The sequence below is a fragment of the Nonomuraea sp. NPDC000554 genome, assembly GCF_040300065.1.
Lineage (GTDB): Bacteria > Actinomycetota > Actinomycetes > Streptosporangiales > Streptosporangiaceae > Nonomuraea.
On the sequence record NZ_JBEPDC010000027.1, the window covers coordinates 1 to 23,624 of the forward strand.

Here is a 23,624-nt window from a genome sequence, read left to right on the forward strand (position 1 = left end):
GCCCAGGGGTCGATGGCGCGGTAGACGAACGCGCCGTCGACCAGGATGACGGGCGGCCCCTGACCCACCTTCTCGAACGCTATGGTGGTGCCGTCACTTGACGTGACTGTGTGCATGAAATGCCTCTTTCACGGAATTCGGTACCGTCGGCGAACCAGATTGTCCGCCAGGGTTTGGCCACGCATCTTTCAGATTGCTGTCACTCAACCGAACGCAACGTGTTGCGGTCGATCTTGCCGGTCGGCGTCTCCGGCAGTGCGTCCACGAACCGGATGTCCCGCGGGTACTTGTGCGGCGTCAGCCGGGCCTTCACGTACTCCTGGAGCTCGGCGGGGGAGACGGGCTTGCTGGCCACCACGAAGGCGCGCGTGCTGGTCAGGCCGTCCGTCGTGGTGTAGCCGATCACCGCGCACGTCACCACGGCAGGGTGGGTGGCGAGGCAGTTCTCGATCTCCGTCGGCGCCACCCACATCCCGCTGACCTTCAGCAGGTCGTCGGCCCGGCCCTGGTAGAAGAAGTAGCCGTCCGCGTCACGGATGAACAGGTCGCTGGTACGCAGCGTGCTGGGCGCGGGGAAGGTCTTCGCCGTCTTCTCCGGGGCCTTCCAGTAGTCGATCGCCACCGGCTCGCCCTTCACCTGCAGGACGCCGACCTCGCCGTCCGGCAGCGGGTTGCCCTCGTCGTCGGTCACGGTCGCCTCGTAGTGCGGGATGACCTGGCCGAGGCTGCCGACCCGGACCCGGCCGGGCCGGTTGCAGATGACCGCGTTGAAGGACTCGGACGACCCCACGCAGTCGAGCACCTCGACGCCGAACGTGTCCTGCCACCGCCGGTGTAACTCGGCGGGGAGCTGCTCGCCGGCCGAAAGGCACATCCGCACCGAGCTCAGGTCGGCCTTGGAGGCGTCCGGGTGGGCCAGCATCGACTTCATCATCGTCGGCACGTTGACGAGGATGGTCGGCCGGTGCTGCGCGGCCAGCTCGAAGATCCGTTCCGGCGTGCTGCGCTCGGGATAGAGGAGCCCCGTCGCGCCGACGCCCATCGTGTACAGCGCCACCAGGTCACGGGCCCAGCCGGAGAACAGCTTGGGCACCGGCATCACCACGTCGTCGGGCCGCATGTCGAGCACGCCCCTGGCGAACCACAGGTGACTCAGCCAGGGGCTGCGCGCGAGGTGCCGGCACGCCTTGGGCCTGCCGGTGCTGCCGGTGGTGAGCTTCCACATCACCTGGTCGTCCGCGCTCATCGGGGTGGCGGTCAGGTCGGCGGGCTGCGCGGCGACCAGCGCCTCGAAGTCGTGCTCGTCCGCGCGCAGCCCGCCGTGGGGGCCGAAGACGGCCATCCCGGTCACGTCGGCGGACCGCAGCGCCTCGAGCGCGTCGCCGTCGGTGACCACGATGGACGGCTCGAGGTAGTCGACGTAGTGCCGGTAGTCGTCGGGAGACAGGAAGTTGCAGACGTCGAGGGTGACCGCCCCGATCCGCTGTGCGGCGTACCAGGTGGCGAGGTACGTGACGCCGTCGCGCAGGGAGATCAGCACCCGGTCGCCCTTGTCCACGCCGAGGCCGCGCAGTGCGTTGCCCACCTGGTTGACCAGCGTGCGCAGCTCCGCGTAGGTGGTCGGGCCGGCCGCGGTGATCAGCGCGGTGCGCTCGCCGGGGGCCGGGTCGAGGAACCGTCGCGACAGGTTGTAGTCCGACGCGTCGCCCGACCGCGCGGAGGCGATCTCACTGGTAGAGGGGATCGGTGTAGTCACTCGCGTTCCTTCTCGTGTCCGTCTGTGAGCCAGCTGTGGGTGTACATCTCGAACTCGAGCGCCTGCCCGTCCAGCGCCACGTGCACCTCGGCGACCGCCGCCCGGGCGGCCGCCCGCACCGCCGGCACCGCGCAGGTCGCCGCGAGCTCGTGCAGCGTCGCGTAGCACTCGCGGAGCTGCTGTTGCTCTCGCGCGGTCAGCTCACCGCTCGTCATGGAACCGCACCGCCTTCGCCTCGAATCGCGGCAGAACGCCGGGTTCCACCAGCTCGACGAGCGGCTGCAGCCCGATCGCGCGCTTGATCTCCGCGCCGATCCGGTCGGCGAGCGTGCCGGCCGCCGGTCCGGCGTCGTCGGCCGGCTCGATCCGCAGCACCATCACCTCCAGCCCGCGATCGGACCGCAGCACGGTCTGGAACTCGCGGACCTCGGCGAAGCCGCGGACGACATCCTCGACCATCACCGGGGTCACCGAGATCCCGCGGATCTTGCGCATGTCGTCGGTGCGGCCGAGGATGCCGCCGTCGTACCAGTCCCAGGTGCGCCCGCAGCCGCACTCGTGCCACGGCCGCTTGACGACGACGTCCTCGGTCCAGTAGCGGAAGATCTGGAAGCCCTCGCGGCCGAGGCCGGTCATGACCCGGACGCCGCGCTCCCCGTAGCCGACCGGCTGCCTGGTCTCCGGGTGCAGGACCTCCTCGATCACGCCGGGCTCGATGATGTGGCACGCGCCCGGCTTGGCCGGGCACTCGAACATGAACACCGTGGCGAGCTCGGTCATCCCGGCGACGTCGATCACCTTGGCGCCGAAGCCCTCGCTGATCGCCTTGGCGGTGGCCGGTGGCCGCGGCTCGGCGCCGGTGATCACGACGTGCAGGTTGCCTTCGGCGGCCAGGTCGACGCCCATCTCCTTGGCGGTCTCGAGCAGGCGCAGCGCGTAGGTGGGGGTGCAGCCCATCACCTCGATCTGCTGGTCCACCAGCAGCCGGACGCGGGCGGCGGAGTCCATCGACCCGGTCGGCAGCACCATGCAGCCCATCCGCATCATCGCGTCCTGCATCCCCCAGAACCCGATGAACAGGCCGTACCCGAAGGCGACGCAGCCGCGGTGGTGCGGCCGCACGCCGACGGCGTGCAGCATGGTGCACCACATGTCGACCGCCCAGGCCCAGTCCCGGGCCGTGTCGAACGTCCGAAGGGGAATGTTGCCGCTGGTGCCGCTGGTCTGGTGGAACCGGATCCCGGCCGACGGGTCGATCGAGGGCAGCACGCCGAACGGCGGCGCCACCTCCTCGGCGGCCACCAGATCCTTCTTGTGCACCAACGGAACCCGCCGCACATAGTCCTCGAAGGACCGGATGTCCGCGGGGATCCGGTCGCCCCAGAACTTGGAGTTGCGGGCCTGCGCCAGCGCACGTCGCAGCTTGCGCCACTGCCACGCCGCCAGCTCCTCGCGGGGCATCGTCTCGGTACGCGGATTCCAGAACGGCTGGTCGTGGGCGCTGATCAGATCGCTGATGGCACACCTGCCTTTCCCGCAGATCGTTTCCGGGGAACGCTGGAGCCGCTCATCACGCCTCCCCAGCGTCGGAATCGAAACGCAGCACGCACAGGTCCGACCGGCCGGCCGCGATCGCGGTGTCCGCCGCGTCGAGCGTGCGCAGGCCGTCGTCGACGATCACGGCGAGGCCGGTCTCGTTACGGACGGCGTCGGCGACCTGCGACACCTGCCCCGGCGGCGGGTCGCCCGCCGCCTGCAGCAACACGACGTCCACGTCGGAGAGTTCGAGCACCCTCGCGAACGCGACGGCCTCCGCGATCCGGGACGCGCCGTCGCAGCCGGCGGCCAGGCCCAGCACCGCGCCCACCGGCTGGCCCGCCGGCCACCGCGCGCGCAGGGCGGCCAGCTCATGGCCCGGTGGATCGGCGAGCAGGTCCGCGACCGGTCGCGCGGTGAGGTCGAGCAGGGCGAGCTGGTAGCCGGCGTCGCGCGCGGCGGCCAGGTCCGGCACCAGCCGGCCGACGCTCACCAGGGCCGCGGCGGGTCGGCCCGGCGTGGGCGGCGCGCCGATCACCAGGCCCGCGCCCTCCGTCGGGACCGTGGTGACGATCCGGTTGGCCAGCCGCAGCCCACCGATGCCGGCCGGGGCGAACACCGGCGACGGGGCGATCTCGGTCGGTGTGCCGGTGGCCCGGCCGTGGAACCAGGCGTTGAACCGGCGGATGAAGTCCGGATCGCGTTCGGCGATGTCGGCGAAGGTGATCCGCCAGGACCGGGCGACCAGCTGATAGGCGAACTGGATCGGTTCGAAGTCCAGGTAGCGCTGGACGTTGTCGAAGTACCGCTCCGACAGCCGGGCCGCGTCCTGGAACCGCTCGACCCGGTCGCGCCGGGCCTTCTCGTACATCGCGAGAGCGTCCGGGATCCTGGCCGGCTGGGCGCGCAGCTGGGCGGCGAGCGCGATCGCGTCCTCGACGGCCAGCCGGGTTCCGGAGCCGATGGACCAGTGCGCGGTGTGCGCCGCGTCGCCGATGAGCACCACGTTGCCGGCGTGCCAGCTGTCGCAGCGCAGGTGGCGGAACCGGGTCCAGGCCGGTCCGCGGCGCAGGATCGGCCTGCCGTCCAGGTGGGCGGCGAAGACCTGCTCGCAGAACCTCAGCGACTCCTCGACGTCCATCGCGGACAGCCCGGACCGCTGCCAGGTCTCTTCGGAGACGTAGATGATCAGCGAGCTCCACGACTCCCCGGACGGGTAGACGTAGCCCTGGAACAGACCCCACTCGGTGTCGACGAAGAGGTAGGCGAAGGTGGGCCGGGCCGCCTCGACTCCGAACCAGCCGTACCAGAACGATCCGTGCTCGACACGCGGGCCGATCTCGTCCTCGATCTGGGCGCGCACGACGGAGTTGAGCCCGTCGGCTCCGACGACGAGGTCGGCGTCGGCGTGATCGGCGAGGTCGGTCACCCGCTGTCCGTAGTGGAGCTCGACGCCCAGCGCGGTGGCCCGCTCGCGCAGGATGGACAGCAGCGCGTCCCGGCCGATGCCGTGGAACCGGTTGCCCTCCACCAGGTACAGCGAGTCCCGGCAGCGGATCTCCACCTGCGTCCAGTTCACGCCGATGCGGTCGATCGCCTCGAACACGCCGGGGTCCGCCGTGGACAGCGCGTTCAGCGATCCCTCCGGGAAGACCACCGCCCAGCCGGCGCTGGCGTCCGGTTCGTTGCGTTCGAACAGCCGGACGTCGTCGACGAAACGGTCGCGGCGCAACAGGATGGCCAGGAACAGTCCCGCCGGGCCGCCGCCGATGATGTCAACGCGCATGCTCGCTCCCCGGCAGCTCGGTTCCGGACAGGATGGTGGCGGCCTTCCACCTCCGCACGGCGGCCTCGGTCCACGCCACCCGCGTCGCCGGTTCGGCCGCGGCCAGGCCGCGGTAGAGCTCGCTGCCGATCACCACACCCGCGGCGTACGGCGCGACCGCGCGGATGTCATGGTCGTCGCGGATGCCGAACCCGGCGAGAAACGGCTTGGTGGCACCCAGCGCCGCCGCTTCGGCGGACCGGCCGACCTGCGCCGGGTCCAGCCGGACGCCGGTGCGTTCGGCGAGCGCCTGGTAGGTCAGGTGCCGGGCGGAGTCCTCCAGCCGGCGCCGCCGCGCCGCGTCGGCTCCGGGCCTGACGAGCGGGACCGCGCTCAGACCGGCGGCCGCCACCCGGCCGGGGGTGAGTTGACCGTCCGGATCGGTCAGCACCAATCCGTCCACGCCGGATTCGACGGACAGCTCGAGCAGCGGGTCCACGCCGACGTCGGCGACCGTCTGCGGATACACCAGCGACAGCAGGGGCGTGTCGGGCAGGCGGGCGCGCAGCTCCCGCACCAGCTCCCAGAGCCGGCCGGGCGGGCACTGCCGGGCGCGGTCGAACGACGACGCGATGTCGGCGCCGCGCGGCTGCGTCCCCGGTGTCGGGAGGCCGAGTTCGAGCACGTCCGCGCCGGCCGTCGCGGCGGCGACGGCGAGTTCGAGCGAGTCGGTCAGCGGGTCACCGAGCGTCAGGTAGAGAACCAGCAGCCGCTCCTGTCGCGCGTCCGCGGCCCTCAACCGGTCGCCGAGTCGGTCTAACGTGGGCAAAGCCAGGCTCCGTCCCGCAGTTTGCGCACCAGGGCGGCAGGGTCGTCGCTCTTGGCCAGCGCGGTGCCGATGAGCACGCCCTCGGCCCCGGCCGCCGCCGCCCGCGCGACGTCGTCGGCGGTGAAGAACGAGCTCTCGGAGAGGACGAGGACGTCGGGCGGCACCTCCGGCAGCAGCGTCTCGGTGACGCTGACCGTGCCCGGATCGAGTTCGAGGGCGACGATGTTGCGGTTGTTCACCGCGATGGCGACCGGGTCAAGGGCGAGCGCCGTTGCCAGGTGCCGCTTGGTGTGCACCCCTAACAACACCTCCAGCCCGAGCCGCTCGGCGTGGTCGCGCAGCCGCTCGAGCTGGTCGGGTGGCGTCGTGTTGATCGAGAGCTGTACCGCGTCGAAGCCGACCGCGACCGACTCGTCGAGCTGGCTGGGGCTGTTGAAGAAATCCTTGCGCAACAACGGCAGCCCGCTCCGCGCCCGGATCCGCGCGGCCACCTCGAGACCGCCGGCGAAGTACACCGGATCGGTGGGCGTGCTCAGCGCGTCCACCCCGCCCTCGATGAGGGCGTCCACGTACGCGTCCAGCCCGTCCAGGTCGATCAGGGTGCCGTCGCGGGGCGAGCGAACCTTCACATCGGCCAGCACCGCGGGCTGAAGGGTCCGCCGGGTGGACTCCAGTACCGCGTACAGGCTGCGACCGTTCATCGTTCACCTCGCGTCCCTCCGACGACACGAGGATCTTCACACCGCGATCGCCGGGGCCGCATCTTCTTCAGTGCTGTGTGCGGCGGCCCGCCAAGGTTTCTGTCGTAGTGGTGTGCGGCTCGATCCGGGCCGTCAGCCCGGCCAGGGTGGGGTCGGCGAAGAACCCCACGACTCGGGCTCCGCTCCGGCCCCGCCCCTGGCGGGGCCGGGGCCCGGCAGGCTGCGCCGGTCGATCTTGCCGCCGATGTTGCGCGGCAGGCCGATGAGCGTCCGGAACGTGACCGGCGGCATCGCCTTGCCGAACCGGGCGCGCAGGGCGGCCCGCCAGTCGGCCGCCGCTCCGGCCGCGGTTCCGTCCGGGCCGCGAACCGGCACGACGTAGGCGACCAGCCGGGTCGCCAGCCGGTTCGCGTCGGCGACGGCCACCACGGCGCACTCGGCGACCGAGTCGTGCGCGGCCAGCGCGGCCTCGAGGTCGCCGAGTTCCAGCCGGATGCCGTTGAACTTGACCTGGAAATCCTTGCGCCCGCGGAACTCCAGCGCGCCGTCGAAGCGCCGCCGGCCGAGGTCCCCGGTCCGGTAGCAGGGGCCGCCGATGCCCCACCCGCCGGTGTCGGCGACGGGCCGGAACGGTGCGCGATCGGCCGCCGCCGGGCCCAGATAGCCGGGCGTGGTGTAGGGACTGCGGATGACGAGGTCGCCCGTCACGCCGGCGGGGCAGGGCCGGTCCTGGTCGTCGAGCACGAGGACCTGCCGGCCGGGAATGGACCGGCCGACCGGCGTGACACCGTGTACCTCACCGTGTGCCTCGCCGGCGACCTCGTGCCAGGTGGCCAGGATCAGCTCGGTCGGGCCGTACAGGTTGATCAACCGCACCGACGGCAGGGCCGCGCGCAGGCCGCCGGCCAGCTCCCCGGGCAGCGCCTCGCCGGCGAGCAGGAGGTGGTCGAGGTGTTCGGGCGCGCCGGCCCGGCCGCTGATCACCCGGAGGATCTCCCGGGCGAAGGTCGGGACGGTCTGGAAGTGCGTGATCCGCTCGGCGGCGAGCCAGTCGACGATCTTCTCCGGGTTGGCCCGGATCCGGTCGGGCACCGGGCACAGCGTCGCGCCCGCGACCAGGGCGGCGAACGCCTCACAGAGACTGGCGTCATAGCCGGGGGCCGCCCACTGCGCCACCCGGGCGCCGGGGCCGATCCGGAACTCGCCGCCGAACCAGGTGACGAACTGCGCCAGCGTGGCGTGGGACTGGGGGATGCCCTTGGGGTGTCCGGTCGATCCGGAGGTGTAGGCGACGTAGGCGCGGTCCTGCGGCGCGCTCTGCACCGGGGACGAGGCAGCCGGGGCCGGCGGCGCGGTGACGTCGACCACCTGACCGTCCAGTTCGTCGGCGAACCACTGCGCCAACGCGTCCGGGCCGGCCGAACCGTCGATCACCAGGCGGGCCGGCCGGATGTCGGCGAGCATCGTCCTGCCCCGCTCGCCCATCTCGTCCGCGCCGAGGCAGACGAGGTGGGCGCCGGCGTCCAGGGCGCCGAGGACGGCGGCGATCTGGCGTGGTCCGGTCGACATGCGCACCACGACGGGCCTTCCGGGCACCGCGCCGTGCCCTCCGGTGAGCGCGGCGGCGATCAGCGCGGCGTGGGCGCGAAGCTCCGCATAGGACACGCGCGTGCCGCCGTACGACAGCGCGGGAGCGTCCGGCGTGCGCTCGGCGACCCGGCGCACCAGCGTGTTGACCGTGTCGGGCCCGGCGGGACCGTCCGCCACGCGGTCGGCGTCGCGGATCGCGGCGCGCAGCCGGTCCCGGCTCTCCAGCGGGAGCGCGCGCACCGGCAGGTCGGGATCGGCGAGGGCGGCGGCCAGCAGGGTGCGCAACTGCTCGAGGAGCAGGCGCGCCGACGCCGCCTCGAACGCGTCGGCACGGTACTCCAGGATTCCGGTGGCCGCCGGACCGCCCGCGTCGACGGTCAGCGTGAGGTCGGCGACGGCCGCGACGGCATCGACCGGTTGCCGCGTCACCCGCGCGCCGGCCAGCCGCAGCCGCGGTTCTGACGCCCCGACCACGAACAGGGTGTCGCACCAGGGGATCCGGTGCGGCGCCCGGTCGACGTCGAGCGCGCGGACCAGTTCGTCGAATGGGAGCGCGCGGTGTGCGAGCGCGCCCGTGACCGCGGCGCCCGCCCGGCGCACCAGCTCGCGGAAGGTCAAGGGACCGGTGAAGTCCGCGCACAGGACGAGCAGGGTGTCGAACAGGCCGACGACGCCGGCGAACTCGGGCACCGGGCGGGCGGACGCCGGCATCCCGACCGCGATCCGATCTCCGTCGCCGTACCGGTGCAGCAGGAGCTGGAACGCGGCCAGCAGGACGGTGTGCGGTTCCACGTGCTCCGCCGTGGACAGTTCGGCGAGCGGTCGCCCGAGCGAGGCCCCCCAGTCGAACCGCTCGACACCGGCCGTCGCCGACAGGGCCGGTGGACGGACGCGATCCACCGGCAGGTCCGGCGCCGTCGGCAGCGGCGTCAGCGTGGCACGCCACCAGTCCACCAGGTGCCGGTGGTCCTGGGCGCGCTGCCAACGCGCGTAGTCGGCGTACCGCCGAGGCTGGGCCGGCAGCGCATCCGCCGGCCTGCCTCCGTTCACAGCGGACGCGTAGGCGGCGGACAGCTCGTCGACGACGATCGAGATCGACGTGTCGTCGGCGACCGCCCGGTGCGCCACCAGTGCGACGACGTGGTCGTCTGCGCCGAGCCGCGCGACGGCCAGCCGGGCAGGCGGCCGCGGCGGCGCCGCGGCCAGCTCGGCGCAGAACTCGCGGGCGGCAGCGTGAGGGTGCTCGGCCCGCGCCGCGAGATCCACGAACGACCACACATCATCGGCGACGTCCCCGGCGATTCGCGCCGCGACCCGGCCGGCCCGCTCGACGAGCGTGCAGCGCAGGCTCTCGTGCCGGCCGACCACCGCCCGCCACGCCGTCCGCAACCCGCCGACGTCCAGCGGCCCGGCCACCCGGTACGCCCGGCACACGGTGTGCGCCGGCGACCCGGGCGCCGGCTCCGCCGGCAACCACAGCCCGTCCTGCGCGCTGGTGGTGACGGCGAGACTCGCCGTGCCATCGTCGGATCCCATTCGCCTGCCCTGCCGTCACGTCGCTGTCACGTCGATGTCGCCGGCGATCACCTCTTCGGTGACCGGCCCGTCCGGAGCGGGCGGGTTCAGGCGGCGCGCGAGGCCCGCACCTCGTCCGGTCCGCTGTCCGGTCCGCTGTCGGGTCCGCTGTCGGGTCCGCTGTCCGGGCGCGGCAGGGGAGCCGACTCCGACGGCTTCCCGTTGCGCAGCACGCGCAGCACCATGCTGGGACGCATGAGCGCCGTCGGCGCCTCGACCATGCCTGCCACCCGCATGAACGCCCGGGTCACCTCGGGGTCGCGGGTCGCGGCGGCGTGCACCTTGGCGATGTACGCGTTGCCGATCCGGACCTTCAGCGGGCGAGGGCCCTCCACCTGGGGGTAGCTGAGGTCCCCGCCGACCGCCATGTCCCACGGCACGTCGATGACGCGGGAGATGTCCTGGTGGAAGCCGGCCGCCTCGGGCATGCCGCGGGTCAGGTGGTCCCGCAGGGTCATCGCCTCGAGCGCCGCGACCGTCATGCCCTGGCCGTAGGCCGGGTTGAAGCTGCAGGCCGCGTCGCCGAGCACGAGGAAACCCTTGGGGAAGCGCGCCAGGCGTTCGTAGCGTCGCCGGACGCTCGCCAGGTAGCGGTAGACGACCGCGTCGGAGAGCGGTTCGGCGTCCCGGATGATCTCGTAGATGTCCGGCACCGGAAGGGACCTGGCGTACTCGAGGAACCCGTCGGGGTCGGTCGGCGCGCTGTCGCCGAGCACACCGGTGAGCGACAGCGCACACTTGCCGTCCTCGATCCGGGAGAAGAACGCGCCGCGCGGTGCCGCGGGCGTCGCTACCGGGTTGATCGACAGGTCGCCGTTCAGAACCGACTCGTCGGCAAGCCGGTAGGTCCTGGTCGTGTAGCTGATGTTGATCTTGACTCGGTCCTCGTCCGGCCGTCCGTAGCCGAGTTCGTCCAGCCACACCGGCGTCCGCGAGCCGCGGCCGGTGGCGTCGATGACGAGCTCGGCGTCCAGGGCCTCCTCGGTGCTCCCCTTGGCGTGGCGGTGGATCCTCGCCCCGATCACCCGGGAGTTGTCGCGGGTCGTGGTGATGCCCACGATGTCGGCCCGCTCGATCAGCGACACGTTCGGCAGGGCGGCCACCCTGGCCCGTACATGGGACTCCAGCATGGGCCGGGTGGCCGACACGCAGATCAGCCCGGTGGCGCTCGGCTTCAGCCGGTGGCCGCCGAAGAACCAGCGGAGCTCGCCGAGGTCGCCGGTCGGGATGCCGGCGGCGGTCGCGCCCGAGGTGAAGCCGGGGAACAGCTCCTCCAGGATCTGCTGGCCGCGCGCCAGCAGCCCGTGCACGTGCCGGCCCTGCGGCACCCCGCGCCGGGCCGTGGTCACGCCCGTCAGCTCGTCGCGGTCCACTATCACCACCTCGGCGAACGACTCGGCGAGCACTCGGGCCGCGAGCAGCCCGGCCATGCTTCCGCCCAGCACGATCGCGCGGTGGCCCAGGCGCTGGCTCATCGCGGTACCTCCTCGATGTCGAAGCGAGCCTTGGCAAGCTCGCGCTGCGCCTTGGCAGCAAGAAAAACGGTGAAGCCCGCATGGGTGTGCAACATGGACATGTCCCGCCAGACGCGTTCGAGCCGCTGGCCCCTGCGCACCGCGCTGGAACCCGCGGTGGGCAGCAGGTGCTGCTCGACGGCGCGCCAGCTCAACTCGACCACCTGGCGGCAGATCGTGGCGATGCGCATCTCGAATTCCCTGGTGAAGGTGGCCGGGCCGTGCGCACAGGCCTCCTGCCACTGCTGCGTCGCGTTGAGGATGGCGGCCTCCGCGGTGGCGATCAGGCCGGCGGCCTCGCCGTACCAGAACTGGTAGTCCGGGTCGTGGGTGCGCTGGACGACGGGCGGGAACAACGTGGTGCGCGTGCGCATCAGGTCCTCGTAGGCGTCCAGGGCTCCTCTGGCGATGCCGACGGCGAGCACGGCGCTCTCCAGGTTCATGAAGCTCAACGGCCCGCCGCCGTACTCCGGGTTGCGGTGCAGGCGCAGCCCGGGCGCGCTGTCGGCGACCGAGAACTCGCTCATGTGGCCGTCGAGAGTGAAGTGGTCCGGGACGCGGCCGTTGTCGATGGTGATGCTGTGCGACCCGCTGCCGCGCAGGCCGAGCTGCTGCCCCCAGTCGTCCAGCCGGCGCCACTGGCTACGCGGCGCGATGAACATCATCGGCGCCGGCTCGCCGTCCGACCGGGAGACCAGGGCGTGGCCGAGGAAGTGCGTCGCGTAGGGCGAGCCGGAGCAGTAGCTCCAGGTTCCGTTGATCACCCAGCCGCCGTCGTCGGCGCGCTCGGCGGTGCCGGCCGGCATGACCGTCGCGGGGCAGACGAAGTCGCCGGCCGCGAAGATCTCCTCCTGTGTCCGCTCCGGGAACATCGTGGCGACGGCGAGCGCGTGCGCGGCGCCGAGGGTGTACATCCAGCCCGTCGAAGGGCAGCCGCGAGTCAGCGCCATCGAGACCCGCATGAACGTGTCCACACCGAACTCGTAGCCGCCGAAGCGGCGAGGCACCAGAATGCGGTGAAAGCCGGCCTTGGTGAAGGCCTCGTGGGTGTCCGACGCGTAGAAGGTGCGGTCTTCGGTCTCCTGCTGACGTTCCACGAGGGTGGCCGCGATGGCCTCCGCCCTGGTGATGACGTCCGCCGGAGTCAGGCCCGGTTCGGGCGGGCGCGGAAATCCTTGTTCTCCAATACGCGCGGCGAGAACTGACATATACCGCACATCCTTTACTGGAAGCGATGATGCGCGTTCAGCATCACAAAATCGCGTGCGCGACTACATCTCCCAAATTGCCGCCACCAGGGAGATGCCGACGACGAATGCCGATGTCAGCATGGACGCCGAAACCGTCGCGCGCCGCGCGCCAGCCGCTCTCGCTCAAGTGGAGGTCTCATGCCTTCGGACGCATCGACAGGCTCACCGCCGTTAGTGATCGACGCCGTGCTGTCCGAATATCCGTTTCCGGGATTTCTCGAACCGGTCAGGAAGTGGGCCGCGGAGTTCGAACGAGCACATCCCGAATACCGGGTCAATATTCGGGGCTGCTATTACGAGGACCTGCCGGCCGAGGTGTCCCGGCTGGCGCTGGCCGGCACACCGCCGACGATCGCGTCCTACTACTCCGGCGCGTCCCAGCAGGCCATCGACACGGTCACCCGCGACGGCCGGCCGCTGTTCACCTCGATCGGGGCCCAGGTCGCCGGCCGCACGGAGATCCTCGGCGAGCCGGTCATCCTCGACGACCTCATCGCGGCCTGCCGCGGCTTCTACACCATCGGCGGTGAGATTGCGGCCGTCCCGCTGACGCTTTCGACGATGCTCCTCTACACCAACACCACGATGCTGCGCGCTGCGGGCGTCAGCACGGTGCCGCGGACCTGGGCCGACCTCATCGCGGCGTGCAAGGCGATCGCCCGGCTCGACGGCGGGCCGGAGTTCGCGGTCACCTGGCCGGACGACGGGAAGCTGTTCCAGCACGCGGTCGCCCAGCAGGGCGGCCTGTTCCTGGACAACGACAACGGCCGGTCCGCCCGCGCCAGCAGGGTGGACCTCGCCTCCGACGAGATCATGTCCTACGTGACCTGGTGGCGGCAGCTCAACGAGCGGGGGTGGTATCTCTACACGGGCGCGTTCGAGGACTGGGTCGGCAGCGGCCAGGCGTTCGCCGAGCAGCGGGTGGCGTTCCGGTTCGGCTCCTCCTTCGAGATCGCCGCCATGACCGAGGTCGGCCGGGCGGGCGGGTTCGACGTCACGGCGAGCAGCCTGCCTCACAACGAGCGGACCGCGCCGGTCGGCAACTGGATCGGCGGCGACGCCCTGTGGCTCGCCGACGGTCTGGATCCGGCGCTGCGCGACGGCGCGCTGGCGTTCATCCAGTACCTGAACAGCCCGCGCAACGGGGCCGAGTGGCACAAGGCCGTCGGTTCCACGCCCGCCACCTACGGCGCCGTCGCAGTGCTCGAGGAGGAGGGCTGGTTCGCCGAGCAGCCACTGCATCGGGTGGCCACCGACCAGCTTGAGCGGACCGACGGCTCACCCGGGTCGAACGGGCCGGTGTTCCCCGGCTCGCACGGCATCCAGACCGCGATCATGGCGGCGATGGAGGACGTGCTGGTGCGCGGTGCCGAGCCGGTCGCCCGGTTCACCCGGGCCACCGCCGAGGCGCAGAAGGCCCTGGACGCCTACAACGCCACCTGTCTCGGCCCCGGACCTCGCGACGGGAGCTGGTTGCTCGTCGGCACCTGATCCGGCCCACCACCTCGCACAGCACTGTGGCCCGGATCGCTCTCAGAGCGATCCGGGCCACAGCTCTTTCTTTCGGTGTGGTGCCCGGCTCCGGGCTGTCAGGCGCCGGCCCGGCGCGCCGGGGCCTCGACCGGCTGCTTGGCGGTCCGGTACAGGAACCACTGGACCAGCATCAGGTCCACCACCCAGCCGACCCAGCGGGCCGCCTCTCCCAGATAGGTGAAGTCGATCTTGATCCCGAACCCGATGATGATCTTCGCCATGGTCAGGCCCCACACGTTGTTCATCACCAGCGCGAAGCTGTACAGCATGAACCGGCGGTGCAGAACGTACCGGCCGGTGCGGACCGCCCAGAAGCCCACCAGCGTGGTGATGATCCACAGCGTGGTGGACATGAACGCGCCGATCTGGCCGACCACCGGCGCGAACGGGATGATGACGAGCCCGCAGACGCCGCTGACCAAGGTGGCGGGCACGTAGATCCGCCCCATGACCCGGTGCACCGCGGGGTGCCGCCTCCGCATCCACGGCCACACCTGCAGGCAGCAGGCGACCATGGCGACGGTGCCGAGCGAGATGTGCGTGATCAGCAGCGGGTAGTACGCCGCGAAGCCGTCGTGCGCCGGAATCTGCGCCTCGGCCTCCGGCGTGCCGACGAACGGCCCCGCCTGCAGGTACAGGAACGCGGCTGTCACCAGCCACAGGGGAATGATCCACGGGCGCCGCCAGAACGGCGTCCCCTCGCGCTGCGTGGCACCCGCCGGCCGTGATGGTTGGTCAGGCCCGTCCGACTTGCGGTCCTCGCCGGTAGTTAACGACACGGTTGTTCCTCCGACCGTCTCTCATGGGCTGAGCACATAGGACACGCCGGGCGGCTGCGGCCCGGTGAGCAGAGCGCGGAACACCTCCGCGACCGCCTCCGGGCCCTGCTGCCGGCGGATGGTGAGCCAGGCGGTCGTCGACTCGAGGAACCGCTGCTCGGCGTCGTGGTAACGGGCGTAGAAGTGGTCCTCGCCCTCGTCCGCCACGGTCTGCTCCTCCACGGCCGGGGTGAAGAAGATCTCCGGCTCCGGCTCGGCCAGGTCCGGCGGCTGCTGTACCGACTCCGGATGCGTGTAGCCGACCAGCGCGGCGTGCGCCAGCTGGCCGGGGAAGCGCTCGTAGACCGCCGAGATCGACCGGTGCGCACCGGTGAAGTCGACGAACACCGCCGGGGCGAGGGCCGAGACCGAGGCGAGCTCGTCGTAGCCGGCCACCGTGTCATAGCAGCCGAGGCCGGCGACGAAGCCGACGTTGGCGGACGAGGTGAGCCCGACGGTCGGCAGGTCGCCATGCCGGGCCAGCAGGTCGGCCAGCCCGATGGCGGTCCGGCTCGACGCGCTGGTGATCAGCACCGACTTGGCGCCACGCTCGGCGTACCCGGCGACGAAGTCGGCGAGGTGGAACGAGGCGGGGAAGATCGGCCGGAACACGGCCCGCTGATCGTCGAGCGCGTCCGGTTCCGCCGCGCGCTGGAACGTCCGGTACCACGTGGGCAGGAAGGCGCGCTCGGGCGCCGTGTCGGCGAATCCGCGGGCCGTGAGCCGCGCCGCGATCGTGTGGTGCGTGCCCATCGGGACGAAGCCGAAGTACCGGCCACCGACGGGGACGTCGGGGTTGCGCGAGTCGGTCACCCGCAGGAAGGCCCACACCGGCACCCGGCCGTACCCCGCCGGGCCCGGGAAGGCCGCCCAGAACGGCAGCTCCGAGTCGCCGAGCCGGGCGTAGGTGACGGTGTTCATGGTCAGCGCGAACTTCTCGACCGCGAGCCGCGCCTCGCCCGGTGCGAGCACCGGCTGAGACGCCGGCCGGACTTCGGCGGCCGTCAGGTCGTCGCGCCGGACCAGCAGGTCCCAGCCGCCTCCGCCCAGAGCCGGAGAGTGCCGTCCCTTCAGCATCTGTACTCCCAAATGGGTCTCACCGGTGAGGTTTCCTCGCCGAGACGATCACGTAGCCGATCTGGTTCCTGCGCGGTACGAAGAAGCCGTGGTGCAGGCGGGAGAACTCGTCGACCGCGTCCTCGCCGAACTTGGCCGTCACCTCGTCCCGCATGCGCAGCGCCGTCTCCAGGTACTTGGCCTTCTGGCCGAAGACCCGCGGACCGCACTCCGTGTACTCCTCGATCTCGAAGCCGGCGGCCCGCGCGTGCTCGAGCCACTGCGGCAGCGTCGGCAGCCTCGGCAGCTTGAGGGTGTCCATGAACGTGGCCACCCGCGCCGGATCTCCCTGGTCCGCCAGGCTGAAGTCGGAGAAGGAGATCCGCCCTCCGGGGCGCAGCACGCGGTACAGCTCGGCGAGCACCTGGTCGAGGTCCGGAGCGTTCTGCAGCGACTCCAGCGCCAGCACCGCGTCGAACGTGGCGTCCGGACAGGACAGGGACATGAAGTCGTCGTACGCGAACGTCACCGTGCCGGCGACGCCGCCGGAGCTCGCCCGCTGTACCGCGCGGTCGATCTCGAAGCGGCTCACCGTGATCCCGGTGACCCGCACCCCGAACCGCGTCGCGAGGTAGACCGCGGTCTCCCCGGGCCCGCAACCGGCGTCCAGGACGTGCTCGCCGGCCCGCAGGCCGAGGGTGTCGGTCACCTTGCGGGTCATCCGGTGGACGGCCTCGGGCAGCGACGCGTCGTCCTCGCGGTCGTACCAGTACCACATGTGCAGCTGGCCGTTGCGCAGTTCGTCGCCGATGGGCGAGCGCTTGTCGTAATGCTCGCCGATATCCGCTGTCTTGCTCATGTGCCCACCCGGTTCGCCGTTGTTGGCGAGGCCATCGTGGCCGCCGATCCGGCGTGGCCGCATCTCTCGGCTTGCGCTCTTGGCGCCCGAATAGACGGCGCATCAGCTGAATGGCGCACCCGATATCGACGCGGGGCCGATGAACGAAACCGGCGACAAACGCACGGCTCGCGGCGCCTGGCCGGGCCGCATAACGGAAGATGTCCGGCCGCCGTCGGCGATGCCACGATCGCTATTGGCCCGGCCTGCCTATTCGCCTTCCGGGAGGAATCCCTGATGAAAGCCTCCGTTACCCATTCGACCGTCGCGGAATTGGTGAACGCGTTCATCAATGCGACGCCCGACGGTCTCGACGCGGCGTTTCAACGACTTGCCGGCGCATTGTGGAGCGAGGGAGAACTGACCGGCCTCGCCCTGGAGGCGACGCCGGCGCTGGTGGCCGCGCTCGACGAGGTCGGCTCCGACCGCCAGGGGTACCTCGCCATCCTGCTCGGCCTGCTCGCCGAGGCGGAGTACCCGCGCCTCGACGGTGAGGTGGCCACCGCCGTGCGCGCCGGCCTGGATCGCTACCTGGACCTGGTGCGCGGCGGCACGAGCGGGCAGCCGCTGACGCTCGCGCTGCTCTACCTGCTCGCCCACTTCCCCGCCGACCGGGACCGCATTCTCGCCGTCACCGGCGAACTCCCTCTCGAGATCGAGGAGCGGACCCGCCTGGAGCGCGGGCTGGCCGAACTCGACCCGCAGCGCCCCGACCTCGGCCGGGTGTGGCCCGCGCCGTCGGTGTGGACGCTCGACGAGAACGACGCGGCCTTCGCCGAGGCCGCGCTGAAGGGCCTCACCCCCCAGCAGATCGTCAAGAACTGGGAGAACGACACCCGGACCCTCTGGGCGTTCACCGGCGCCCTGGCCTACTGGGCGGTGCGCAACGGCCCGCCCGCCCCGATGACCGTCCGCACCGTTCCCGAGCGGGAGGCCATCAAGCAGCCGCCGGTCCGGCCGGTGGACGAGACGTTCGGCTCGCGCGCGGCGCTGCTGCGCTGCCCCACCTGCCACGGCCCGATCGCGCTGCTGGAGAACGGCGCTCGGTGCAGCACGTGCGCCACCACGTACCCGAGTGCCAACGGGATCCTCGACCTGTCCGCCGGCGTCCGTGACGGCCAGCCGGCCCACGAGGCGACCGCGGACCTGCTGCAGAAGCTGACCGAGATGCCCACCATGGGCCTGGTGTACGAGGCCGTGCAGCGCCCTTCCTACCTGCGGCTGGCGGGCAGCAACTTCGGCAACGCGGTCACCCCGGCCGACGAGGACGCCTACATCATCGAGAACCTCAAGTCCACCGAGGGGCCGGTCGTGGACCTGGCCGCCGGGGCCGGCCGGTGGACCGCCGTGGTGGCCGAGGCCGTCGGCGTCGACCGGCTGATCGCGGTGGACATGCTCCTGCCCATGCTCAACGTGCTGCGCGGCCGGCTGCCCGAGGTGCCGGCCGTCAGGGGCAGCGCCCTCAACCTGCCGTTCGGCGACGCCACCGTCGGCGCGATCAACCTGTGGAACGCGCTGCAGGCGTTCCCCGACGACGCCGCGACGGCCATCGCCGAGATCGGCCGCTGCCTGCGTCCCGGCGGCGTCCTCACGATGATGACGTTCCGGTGGAGCGACGACCCCGTCGCCCGCTACTTCCAGGCGTCGCACTTCTTCCCCAGCCGCCCGGACGGCCACCTGCTGTTCGAGGTCGACCAGATCCGCCAATGGCTCGCCGACGCGGGACTGGTCGTGCGCAAGGAGTCGGCGAGCACCGCGACGTTCGTGTTCATCACCGCTCAGCGCACGGCCTGACCGGTTCACAGCAACGGCTACGAGAACAGTGGGAGACGTCCGATGGAGAAGCGCTGTCCCTTCCTGGACCCGACCGGCCAGGACATCCACGGCCAAGCCGACGCGCTGCGTGCGCAGGGTTCCGCCGTCCAGGTGGAGCTGCCTGGTGGCGTGCGCGTCTGGTCGGTCAACAGCTACGCCGTGAGCAAGCGGCTGCTGACCGACGCCAGAGTCAGCAAGAGCGCCCGCAACCACTGGCCGGCGTTCATCAACGGCGAGATCCGGCCCGACTGGGAGCTGATCAGCTGGGTGGCGATGGACAACGTGTCCACCACCTACGGCGCCGACCACCGCCGGCTGCGCCGGCTGATCGGCAAGGCGTTCACCCCGCGGCGGACCGAGGAGATCCGCCCGCGGGTGGTCGAGCTGACCACGATGCTGCTGGACGCCCTGTCCGCGGTGCCGCCCGGCGAGGTGGTGGACCTCAAGGAGCGGTTCGCCTACCCGCTGCCCGGCATGCTGGTCGCGGACCTGATCGGCATGTCCGAGGAGGCCCGGGTGGCGACCGCGAAGGTCCTCGACATGATGGCGCAGACCACCATCAGCCCGGAGCAGGCTCAGGAGGTTCTGCTGGGCTGGCGCACCGCCATCGCCGACCTGATCGCGCTCAAGCGCGCCCAGCCCGGCGAGGACATCACCAGTGACCTGATCGCCGCCCGCGACGAGGACGGCTCGCGGCTGAGCGAGCAGGAGCTCGCCGACACGATCTTCGCGATCCTCGGCGCGGGCTCGGAGACCACCATCAACTTCTTCGACCTGGCGATCACCCAGCTGCTCAGCCACCCCGAGCAGCTCGAGCTGGTCAGGTCCGGGAAGGCGAGCTGGGACGACGTCATCGACGAGGTCCTGCGGCTGGAGTCGCCGATCGCCAACCTGCCGCTGCGCTACGCCGTCGAGGACATCGACCTGGGCGACGTGACCATCCCCAAAGGCGACCCGCTCCTGGTCAACTACGCCGCGATCGGCCGCGACCCCGCCGTGCACGGCGAGTCGAGGTGCGCCTTCGACATCACGCGGCCGGACAAGGGGCACCTGTCCTTCGGCCACGGCCCGCACTTCTGCCTTGGCGCGGGTATCGCCGTCATGGTGGCGACGGTCGGCCTGTCCTCGCTGTTCGACCGCTTCCCCGACCTGAGCCTCGCCGTTCCCGTCGAGGAGATTCAGCCGCTGCCGACGTTCATCTTCAACGGCCACCGTAGCCTCCCGGTCCACCTGACCAAGGTCGACAGCGGCGTCGCCCAGGCCGCGTAGCCTCTTCACCCGGGCTGCGGCCCGGTCGGAGGGTGTACCGAGTTCCGCGGAACTCGGTACACCCTCCGAGCTTTTCCGGGGCCTGCTTCTTCCCGTACGGCTTGCGCGCGCAGGCGCGAGCCGCACGGGGAATGATCACGCTGAGGTGGGGGCGGTCAGGGTGCGGGACACGAGCTTGGGGAACTCCTGCATGATCAGGGCGAGGTCGTCCAGGTCGCCGTCGACCAGGGCCTGGGGGCCGTCGCACAGCGCCTGCTCGGGATGCGGGTGCACGTCGATGATCACACCGTCGGCGCCGACCGCGATGGCCGCGCGGGTGAGCGGCAACACCAGGTCACGGCGTCCACCGGAATGGGACGGATCGATGATCACGGGCAGGTGCGAGAGCCGCTGCGCCACCGGCACCGCCGAGATGTCGAGCGTGTTGCGCGTCGCCGTCTCGTACGTCCTGATGCCCCGCTCGCACAGGACGATCTCGAGGGTGCCCCGCTGGGCGATGTACTCGGCCGCCATCAGCCACTCCTCGATCGTCGCGCTCATGCCCCGCTTGAGCATCACCGGCCTGCCCGCGGCGCCGACGGTCTGGAGCAGCGCGAAGTTCTGCGCGTTGCGGGTGCCGACCTGCAGCATGTCGGCGTAGGAGGCGACCAGGGCCACGTCGTGGGCGTCGACCACTTCGGTGACGATCGGCAGCCCGGTCTTCTCCCTGACGTCGGCCAGAATGCGAAGCCCTGCCTCACCCAGCCCCTGGAAGGCGTACGGCGAGGTCCGCGGCTTGAAGGCCCCGCCGCGCAGCAGAGTCGCTCCGGCCGCCTTCGCCATCTCGGCCGCCGCCAGCGTCTGCTGCGGCGTCTCGACGGCGCAGGGGCCGGCGATGAGCGTGACGGTGCCAGGGCCGATCGGCACGCCGCCCACCATCACGGTCGACCGGTCGGGATGGTACTCCCGGCCGACCAGCTTGTACGGCATGGACACCCGCACCACGTCGGCGACGCCCGGCATCGCTTTCAGGTTCAGCGTCGCGAATCGCTCCACGTCGCCGACCAGCCCGATGATCGTACGGTTGACCCCGCGGCTGACGAAGGCCTCCCCGTCGGCGGAGCCGACGACCTTGACGACCGACTCGACGTCGTCCTGCGTGGCCCCGGCGGCCATGACGATGACCATGTGACGCTCCTTGTCTGCGTGGCGATGTCCGTCTGGTGATCGCGGGAGAAGTCCGGTGAAACGCGGAAGGCCCCGGATCCTGTCGGACCCGGGGCCTTGCGCCGGCCGAGGACCGCGTCCTGGCCACGGCAGCCAAGGCCGCCGTCCGTCACTGACGGTCCAGGGCAAGACACGGCCTGTAACCGTCAGGCGCCGGCCGGAGCCCCTTCGCCCGGCTCGTGAACGGGAGCGCTGCCCCCGTCAGATGTAGAGCGTGTTGGGTTCGAGGCCGCACAGCACGCGGCCGTAGAGCTCGGCGTTGGTGTTGGGGTGCATCAGCGCGTGCAGGCTGACGGCCTGCACATCGCGCGAGATGCGCTGGATCGGCACGTCGAGGTAGATCGATGAGCCGCCGCTGGCCGTGGCCAGGATCTCCGTCGCCTCCCTGGACAGCCGGACCACCGTGCCGAGGTCGGCACGGGCGCGGGCACGCTCCTCGATCTTCCAGTCGGAGCCCTCGACGGCCTTGGTGTCGACCAGGGTGGCAAGGCGGTGGGCGTGGAACTCGGCCTGGTCGATCTTCTGTGCGGCGTCGGCCACCTGCAGGTGAGTGATCGGCGCTTCACGCTGGCTCTCGTAGGCGGTGTAGGTGATCTTCCGGCCGGGCAGCCGCTTGAGGAAGGCCTCGCCGGCGGCCCGCGCGAGGCCGAGCACGGGGCCGACGGAGGACGCGGCGGCGGTCGGCAGCAGCGGGACGCGGTAGATCGCCGACTCGGCGTTCTTCTTCGAAGCCGTCTGGCCCTGCAGCACGGCGGGCAGCGGCAGCACGCGCTCCTGCGGGATGAACAGGTCCCTGGCCACCGTGCTGACGCTGCCGGTGCCCTTCAGCCCTGAAGTCTGCCAGTCGTCCACGATGAGCAGGTCCGACATCGGAACCAGCGCCATGATCGGGTACGGGTCGCCCTCCTGCGGCACGAGGATCGCGATGATCTCCTGCCAGTCCGCGTGGTGGGCGCCGCTGATGAACTGCCACTTGCCGGTGACCGTGACGCCGCCCTCGGCAGGGGCGGCCATCGCGCTCGGGCTCAGCGTGCCGCACACCCGGGTGTCCGGCGTGGCGAACACCTCGTCCTGGACCTCGTCCGGGAACATGCACGCCATCCAGCCGGGAATCCAGTACACCGACGCCACCCAGGACGCCGAGCCGTCGCCGCGGGCGAGTTCCGCGGCGACGTCGACGAGCGTGCGAGCGTCCGCTTCATAACCGCCGTAGCGCTTCGGCCGGCGCAGCTTGAAGATGCCCGCGTCGCTGAGGGCTTCCACCACCTCGTCGTGCAGCCGGCGGTTCTCCTCCGACCAGCGCGCATGTTTCTGCAGCAGCGGTACCAGTTCGGCCGCGCGGTCGACGAGCTGCTCCCGCGTCGGAATGACGGTCTTGGGCACCATGACCTCCTGGAGTTGGTGAGGCGAAACCTCGTTCGGTGGTTACACGTCGGCGACGGCCGGGATGACCTTCTCGCCGATGAGCTCCATCTGCCGCACCGGGTCGGTGCTCGACACGATGCCGATCGCGGTCTGGACGCCGGCGTCGGCCCACCGGCGCAGCTCGCCGGTCAACTCGGCGACGCCGGTCCCGTCCGCGCCGACGGTGAACGGGAAGATGGCGGTCTTCTCGATCGCGTCGTAGTCGCGGCCCTCCTCGGCGCAGTACGTCCGCAGCAGGTCGAGCTTGGCTGCGACATCCGGGCCCGGGTAGACGTTGCACGCGTCGGCGTAGCGGGCGACCAGGCGCAGCGTCTTGCGGCCATCACCGCCGATCATGATGGGCGGGTGCGGCCGGGTCAGGCTCTGCGGCAGGTTCAACGGGCGTTCCAGCCGGTAGTGCGCGCCCTCGAACGGGCGCTCGTCGCCGTGTTCGCCCTGCCACAGCCGAAGGCAGATCTGCAGTGTCTCCTCGAGCATCTCGAACCGCTTCGCCAGCGGCGGGAACGGGAATCCCATGCCGGTGGCCTCGTCGGCGTACCAGCCCGCGCCGATGCCGAGCATCGCCCGGCCGCCGGACAGCACGTCCAACGTGGTCACCGTCTTGGCCAGCAGCGCCGGCTGACGGAAGTGGACGCCGGCGACGACCGGCGCGACCCGGCACCGCCGCGTGTGGGCGGCGATGACGGCGAGCGTGGTGAAGCATTCGAGCTGTGGCTGCTCCGGCCCGCCGGCGTGCGGGCCCTGCCAGACGTGATCGCCGACCCCGATCAGGTCGAACCCGGCGTCATCGGCGACTCGGGCGATCTGCTTGAGCGTGCGGCCCATCTCGGCCGGCCCGCTGTCCCAGCCGAACTCCGCGAGTTCCAGGCCAATTTTCATGACGTCTGATCTCCTTGCTGCGCACCGGAAAGGGGGTGACATGGGAATCGCGGGCAGGCGTTTCGTTCATGGTGTCAGCCGGTGCGGGACGAGGCTTCTCCCGCCATGCGAATCAGCAAAGCGCACTGTCAAGCCGCCGCTGCCGAAGGCGGGGCGAGCGGCTGGATGAACGCCGCCGCTCCCATGAGGACGGCTCCCTGCCCGCTCTC

Annotated in this window: 18 protein-coding genes; 3 read left to right on the plus strand and 15 right to left on the minus strand. The window is 71.3% G+C overall.

All coding sequences use genetic code 11. From position 1 onward, the window contains the following. Positions 1-199: 199 nt before the first annotated feature. From ABT294_RS38055 to ABT294_RS38095, 9 genes are all read right to left on the minus strand, one after another. Complete coding sequence (locus ABT294_RS38055; protein WP_350811270.1) at positions 200-1,756, minus strand: benzoate-CoA ligase family protein; 1,557 nt, start codon at positions 1,754-1,756, stop codon at positions 200-202. Beyond that, the gene (locus ABT294_RS38060; protein WP_350811271.1) at positions 1,753-1,971 is read right to left on the minus strand and encodes a DUF6052 family protein; all 219 of its coding nucleotides are present in this window, start codon (positions 1,969-1,971) and stop codon (positions 1,753-1,755) included. The genes ABT294_RS38055 and ABT294_RS38060 overlap by 4 nt, the downstream gene beginning before the upstream one ends. After that, on the minus strand, positions 1,958-3,217 hold the full coding sequence (locus ABT294_RS38065) for a phenylacetate--CoA ligase family protein (RefSeq protein WP_350811272.1): 1,260 nt from the start codon (positions 3,215-3,217) through the stop codon (positions 1,958-1,960). The genes ABT294_RS38060 and ABT294_RS38065 overlap by 14 nt, the downstream gene beginning before the upstream one ends. Positions 3,218-3,326: 109 nt before the next feature. Continuing rightward, on the minus strand, positions 3,327-5,078 hold the full coding sequence (locus ABT294_RS38070) for an FAD-dependent monooxygenase (protein ID WP_350811273.1): 1,752 nt from the start codon (positions 5,076-5,078) through the stop codon (positions 3,327-3,329). Then, positions 5,068-5,886, minus strand: a complete 819-nt coding sequence (locus ABT294_RS38075; protein ID WP_350811274.1) for a tryptophan synthase subunit alpha — start codon at positions 5,884-5,886, stop codon at positions 5,068-5,070. The genes ABT294_RS38070 and ABT294_RS38075 overlap by 11 nt, the downstream gene beginning before the upstream one ends. Next, a complete protein-coding gene (locus ABT294_RS38080; RefSeq protein WP_350811275.1) occupies positions 5,874-6,587 on the minus strand; it encodes an alpha-hydroxy-acid oxidizing protein in 714 nt (237 codons plus the stop codon). The genes ABT294_RS38075 and ABT294_RS38080 overlap by 13 nt, the downstream gene beginning before the upstream one ends. Before the next feature lie 132 nt (positions 6,588-6,719). Further along, entirely contained in the window at positions 6,720-9,713 is a 2,994-nt protein-coding gene (locus ABT294_RS38085; RefSeq protein WP_350811277.1) for a non-ribosomal peptide synthetase, read from the minus strand. 86 nt (positions 9,714-9,799) lie between these two features. Continuing rightward, entirely contained in the window at positions 9,800-11,227 is a 1,428-nt protein-coding gene (locus tag ABT294_RS38090) for an FAD-dependent oxidoreductase (protein WP_350811278.1), read from the minus strand. Beyond that, positions 11,224-12,474, minus strand: coding sequence for an acyl-CoA dehydrogenase family protein (locus tag ABT294_RS38095; protein WP_350811279.1), 1,251 nt, complete (start codon positions 12,472-12,474; stop codon positions 11,224-11,226). Before ABT294_RS38095 ends, ABT294_RS38090 begins: the two co-directional genes overlap by 4 nt. A 228-nt stretch (positions 12,475-12,702) precedes the next feature. Between ABT294_RS38095 and ABT294_RS38100 the strand changes: the two genes are divergently transcribed. Continuing rightward, positions 12,703-14,007, plus strand: coding sequence for an extracellular solute-binding protein (locus ABT294_RS38100; RefSeq protein WP_350811280.1), 1,305 nt, complete (start codon positions 12,703-12,705; stop codon positions 14,005-14,007). A 98-nt stretch (positions 14,008-14,105) separates the two neighbouring features. On the opposite strand, the gene ABT294_RS38105 is transcribed toward ABT294_RS38100, so the two are convergent. From ABT294_RS38105 to ABT294_RS38115, 3 genes are read right to left on the minus strand one after another with little or no spacing between them, the layout of a single operon-like run. Further along, positions 14,106-14,828 carry a DUF2306 domain-containing protein gene (locus ABT294_RS38105; protein ID WP_350811281.1) on the minus strand — a complete coding sequence of 241 codons (723 nt, stop codon included), beginning with the start codon at positions 14,826-14,828 and terminating at the stop codon, positions 14,106-14,108. Between the two features lie 21 nt (positions 14,829-14,849). Next, the gene (locus tag ABT294_RS38110) at positions 14,850-15,944 is read right to left on the minus strand and encodes a DUF2855 family protein (RefSeq protein ID WP_350811282.1); all 1,095 of its coding nucleotides are present in this window, start codon (positions 15,942-15,944) and stop codon (positions 14,850-14,852) included. A gap of 19 nt (positions 15,945-15,963) precedes the next feature. Continuing rightward, positions 15,964-16,782, minus strand: coding sequence for an SAM-dependent methyltransferase (locus tag ABT294_RS38115; protein ID WP_350811283.1), 819 nt, complete (start codon positions 16,780-16,782; stop codon positions 15,964-15,966). 276 nt (positions 16,783-17,058) lie between these two features. Between ABT294_RS38115 and ABT294_RS38120 the strand changes: the two genes are divergently transcribed. Further along, positions 17,059-18,615 carry a methyltransferase domain-containing protein gene (locus ABT294_RS38120; protein ID WP_350811284.1) on the plus strand — a complete coding sequence of 519 codons (1,557 nt, stop codon included), beginning with the start codon at positions 17,059-17,061 and terminating at the stop codon, positions 18,613-18,615. Positions 18,616-18,657: 42 nt separating this feature from the next. Further along, positions 18,658-19,905, plus strand: a complete 1,248-nt coding sequence (locus tag ABT294_RS38125) for a cytochrome P450 family protein (RefSeq protein WP_350811285.1) — start codon at positions 18,658-18,660, stop codon at positions 19,903-19,905. A gap of 135 nt (positions 19,906-20,040) precedes the next feature. On the opposite strand, the gene aroF is transcribed toward ABT294_RS38125, so the two are convergent. The 3 genes from aroF to ABT294_RS38140 form a co-directional block, all read right to left on the minus strand. After that, the gene (aroF, locus tag ABT294_RS38130; RefSeq protein ID WP_350811286.1) at positions 20,041-21,072 is read right to left on the minus strand and encodes a 3-deoxy-7-phosphoheptulonate synthase; all 1,032 of its coding nucleotides are present in this window, start codon (positions 21,070-21,072) and stop codon (positions 20,041-20,043) included. Between the two features lie 240 nt (positions 21,073-21,312). Further along, a complete protein-coding gene (locus ABT294_RS38135) occupies positions 21,313-22,497 on the minus strand; it encodes an acyl-CoA dehydrogenase family protein (protein ID WP_350811287.1) in 1,185 nt (394 codons plus the stop codon). Positions 22,498-22,536: 39 nt separating this feature from the next. Continuing rightward, positions 22,537-23,415 (minus strand): LLM class F420-dependent oxidoreductase, encoded by an 879-nt coding sequence (locus ABT294_RS38140; RefSeq protein ID WP_350811288.1) that lies wholly within the window; start codon positions 23,413-23,415, stop codon positions 22,537-22,539. Positions 23,416-23,624 lie beyond the last annotated feature (209 nt).

Bases quoted from the DNA above. Each gene is read 5' to 3' on its own strand.
- ABT294_RS38090 (WP_350811278.1), bottom strand. From the start codon at position 11,227: ATGAGCCAGCGCCTGGGCCACCGCGCGATCGTGCTGGGCGGAAGCATG.
- ABT294_RS38070 (WP_350811273.1), bottom strand. From the start codon at position 5,078: ATGCGCGTTGACATCATCGGCGGCGGCCCGGCGGGACTGTTCCTGGCC.
- aroF (WP_350811286.1), bottom strand. From the start codon at position 21,072: ATGGTCATCGTCATGGCCGCCGGGGCCACGCAGGACGACGTCGAGTCG.
- ABT294_RS38095 (WP_350811279.1), bottom strand. From the start codon at position 12,474: ATGTCAGTTCTCGCCGCGCGTATTGGAGAACAAGGATTTCCGCGCCCG.
- ABT294_RS38080 (WP_350811275.1), bottom strand. From the start codon at position 6,587: ATGAACGGTCGCAGCCTGTACGCGGTACTGGAGTCCACCCGGCGGACC.
- ABT294_RS38110 (WP_350811282.1), bottom strand. From the start codon at position 15,944: ATGCTGAAGGGACGGCACTCTCCGGCTCTGGGCGGAGGCGGCTGGGAC.
- ABT294_RS38115 (WP_350811283.1), bottom strand. From the start codon at position 16,782: ATGAGCAAGACAGCGGATATCGGCGAGCATTACGACAAGCGCTCGCCC.
- ABT294_RS38120 (WP_350811284.1), top strand. From the start codon at position 17,059: ATGAAAGCCTCCGTTACCCATTCGACCGTCGCGGAATTGGTGAACGCG.
- ABT294_RS38125 (WP_350811285.1), top strand. From the start codon at position 18,658: ATGGAGAAGCGCTGTCCCTTCCTGGACCCGACCGGCCAGGACATCCAC.
- ABT294_RS38060 (WP_350811271.1), bottom strand. From the start codon at position 1,971: ATGACGAGCGGTGAGCTGACCGCGCGAGAGCAACAGCAGCTCCGCGAG.
- ABT294_RS38140 (WP_350811288.1), bottom strand. From the start codon at position 23,415: ATGAAAATTGGCCTGGAACTCGCGGAGTTCGGCTGGGACAGCGGGCCG.
- ABT294_RS38085 (WP_350811277.1), bottom strand. From the start codon at position 9,713: ATGGGATCCGACGATGGCACGGCGAGTCTCGCCGTCACCACCAGCGCG.
- ABT294_RS38065 (WP_350811272.1), bottom strand. From the start codon at position 3,217: ATGCCCCGCGAGGAGCTGGCGGCGTGGCAGTGGCGCAAGCTGCGACGT.
- ABT294_RS38135 (WP_350811287.1), bottom strand. From the start codon at position 22,497: ATGGTGCCCAAGACCGTCATTCCGACGCGGGAGCAGCTCGTCGACCGC.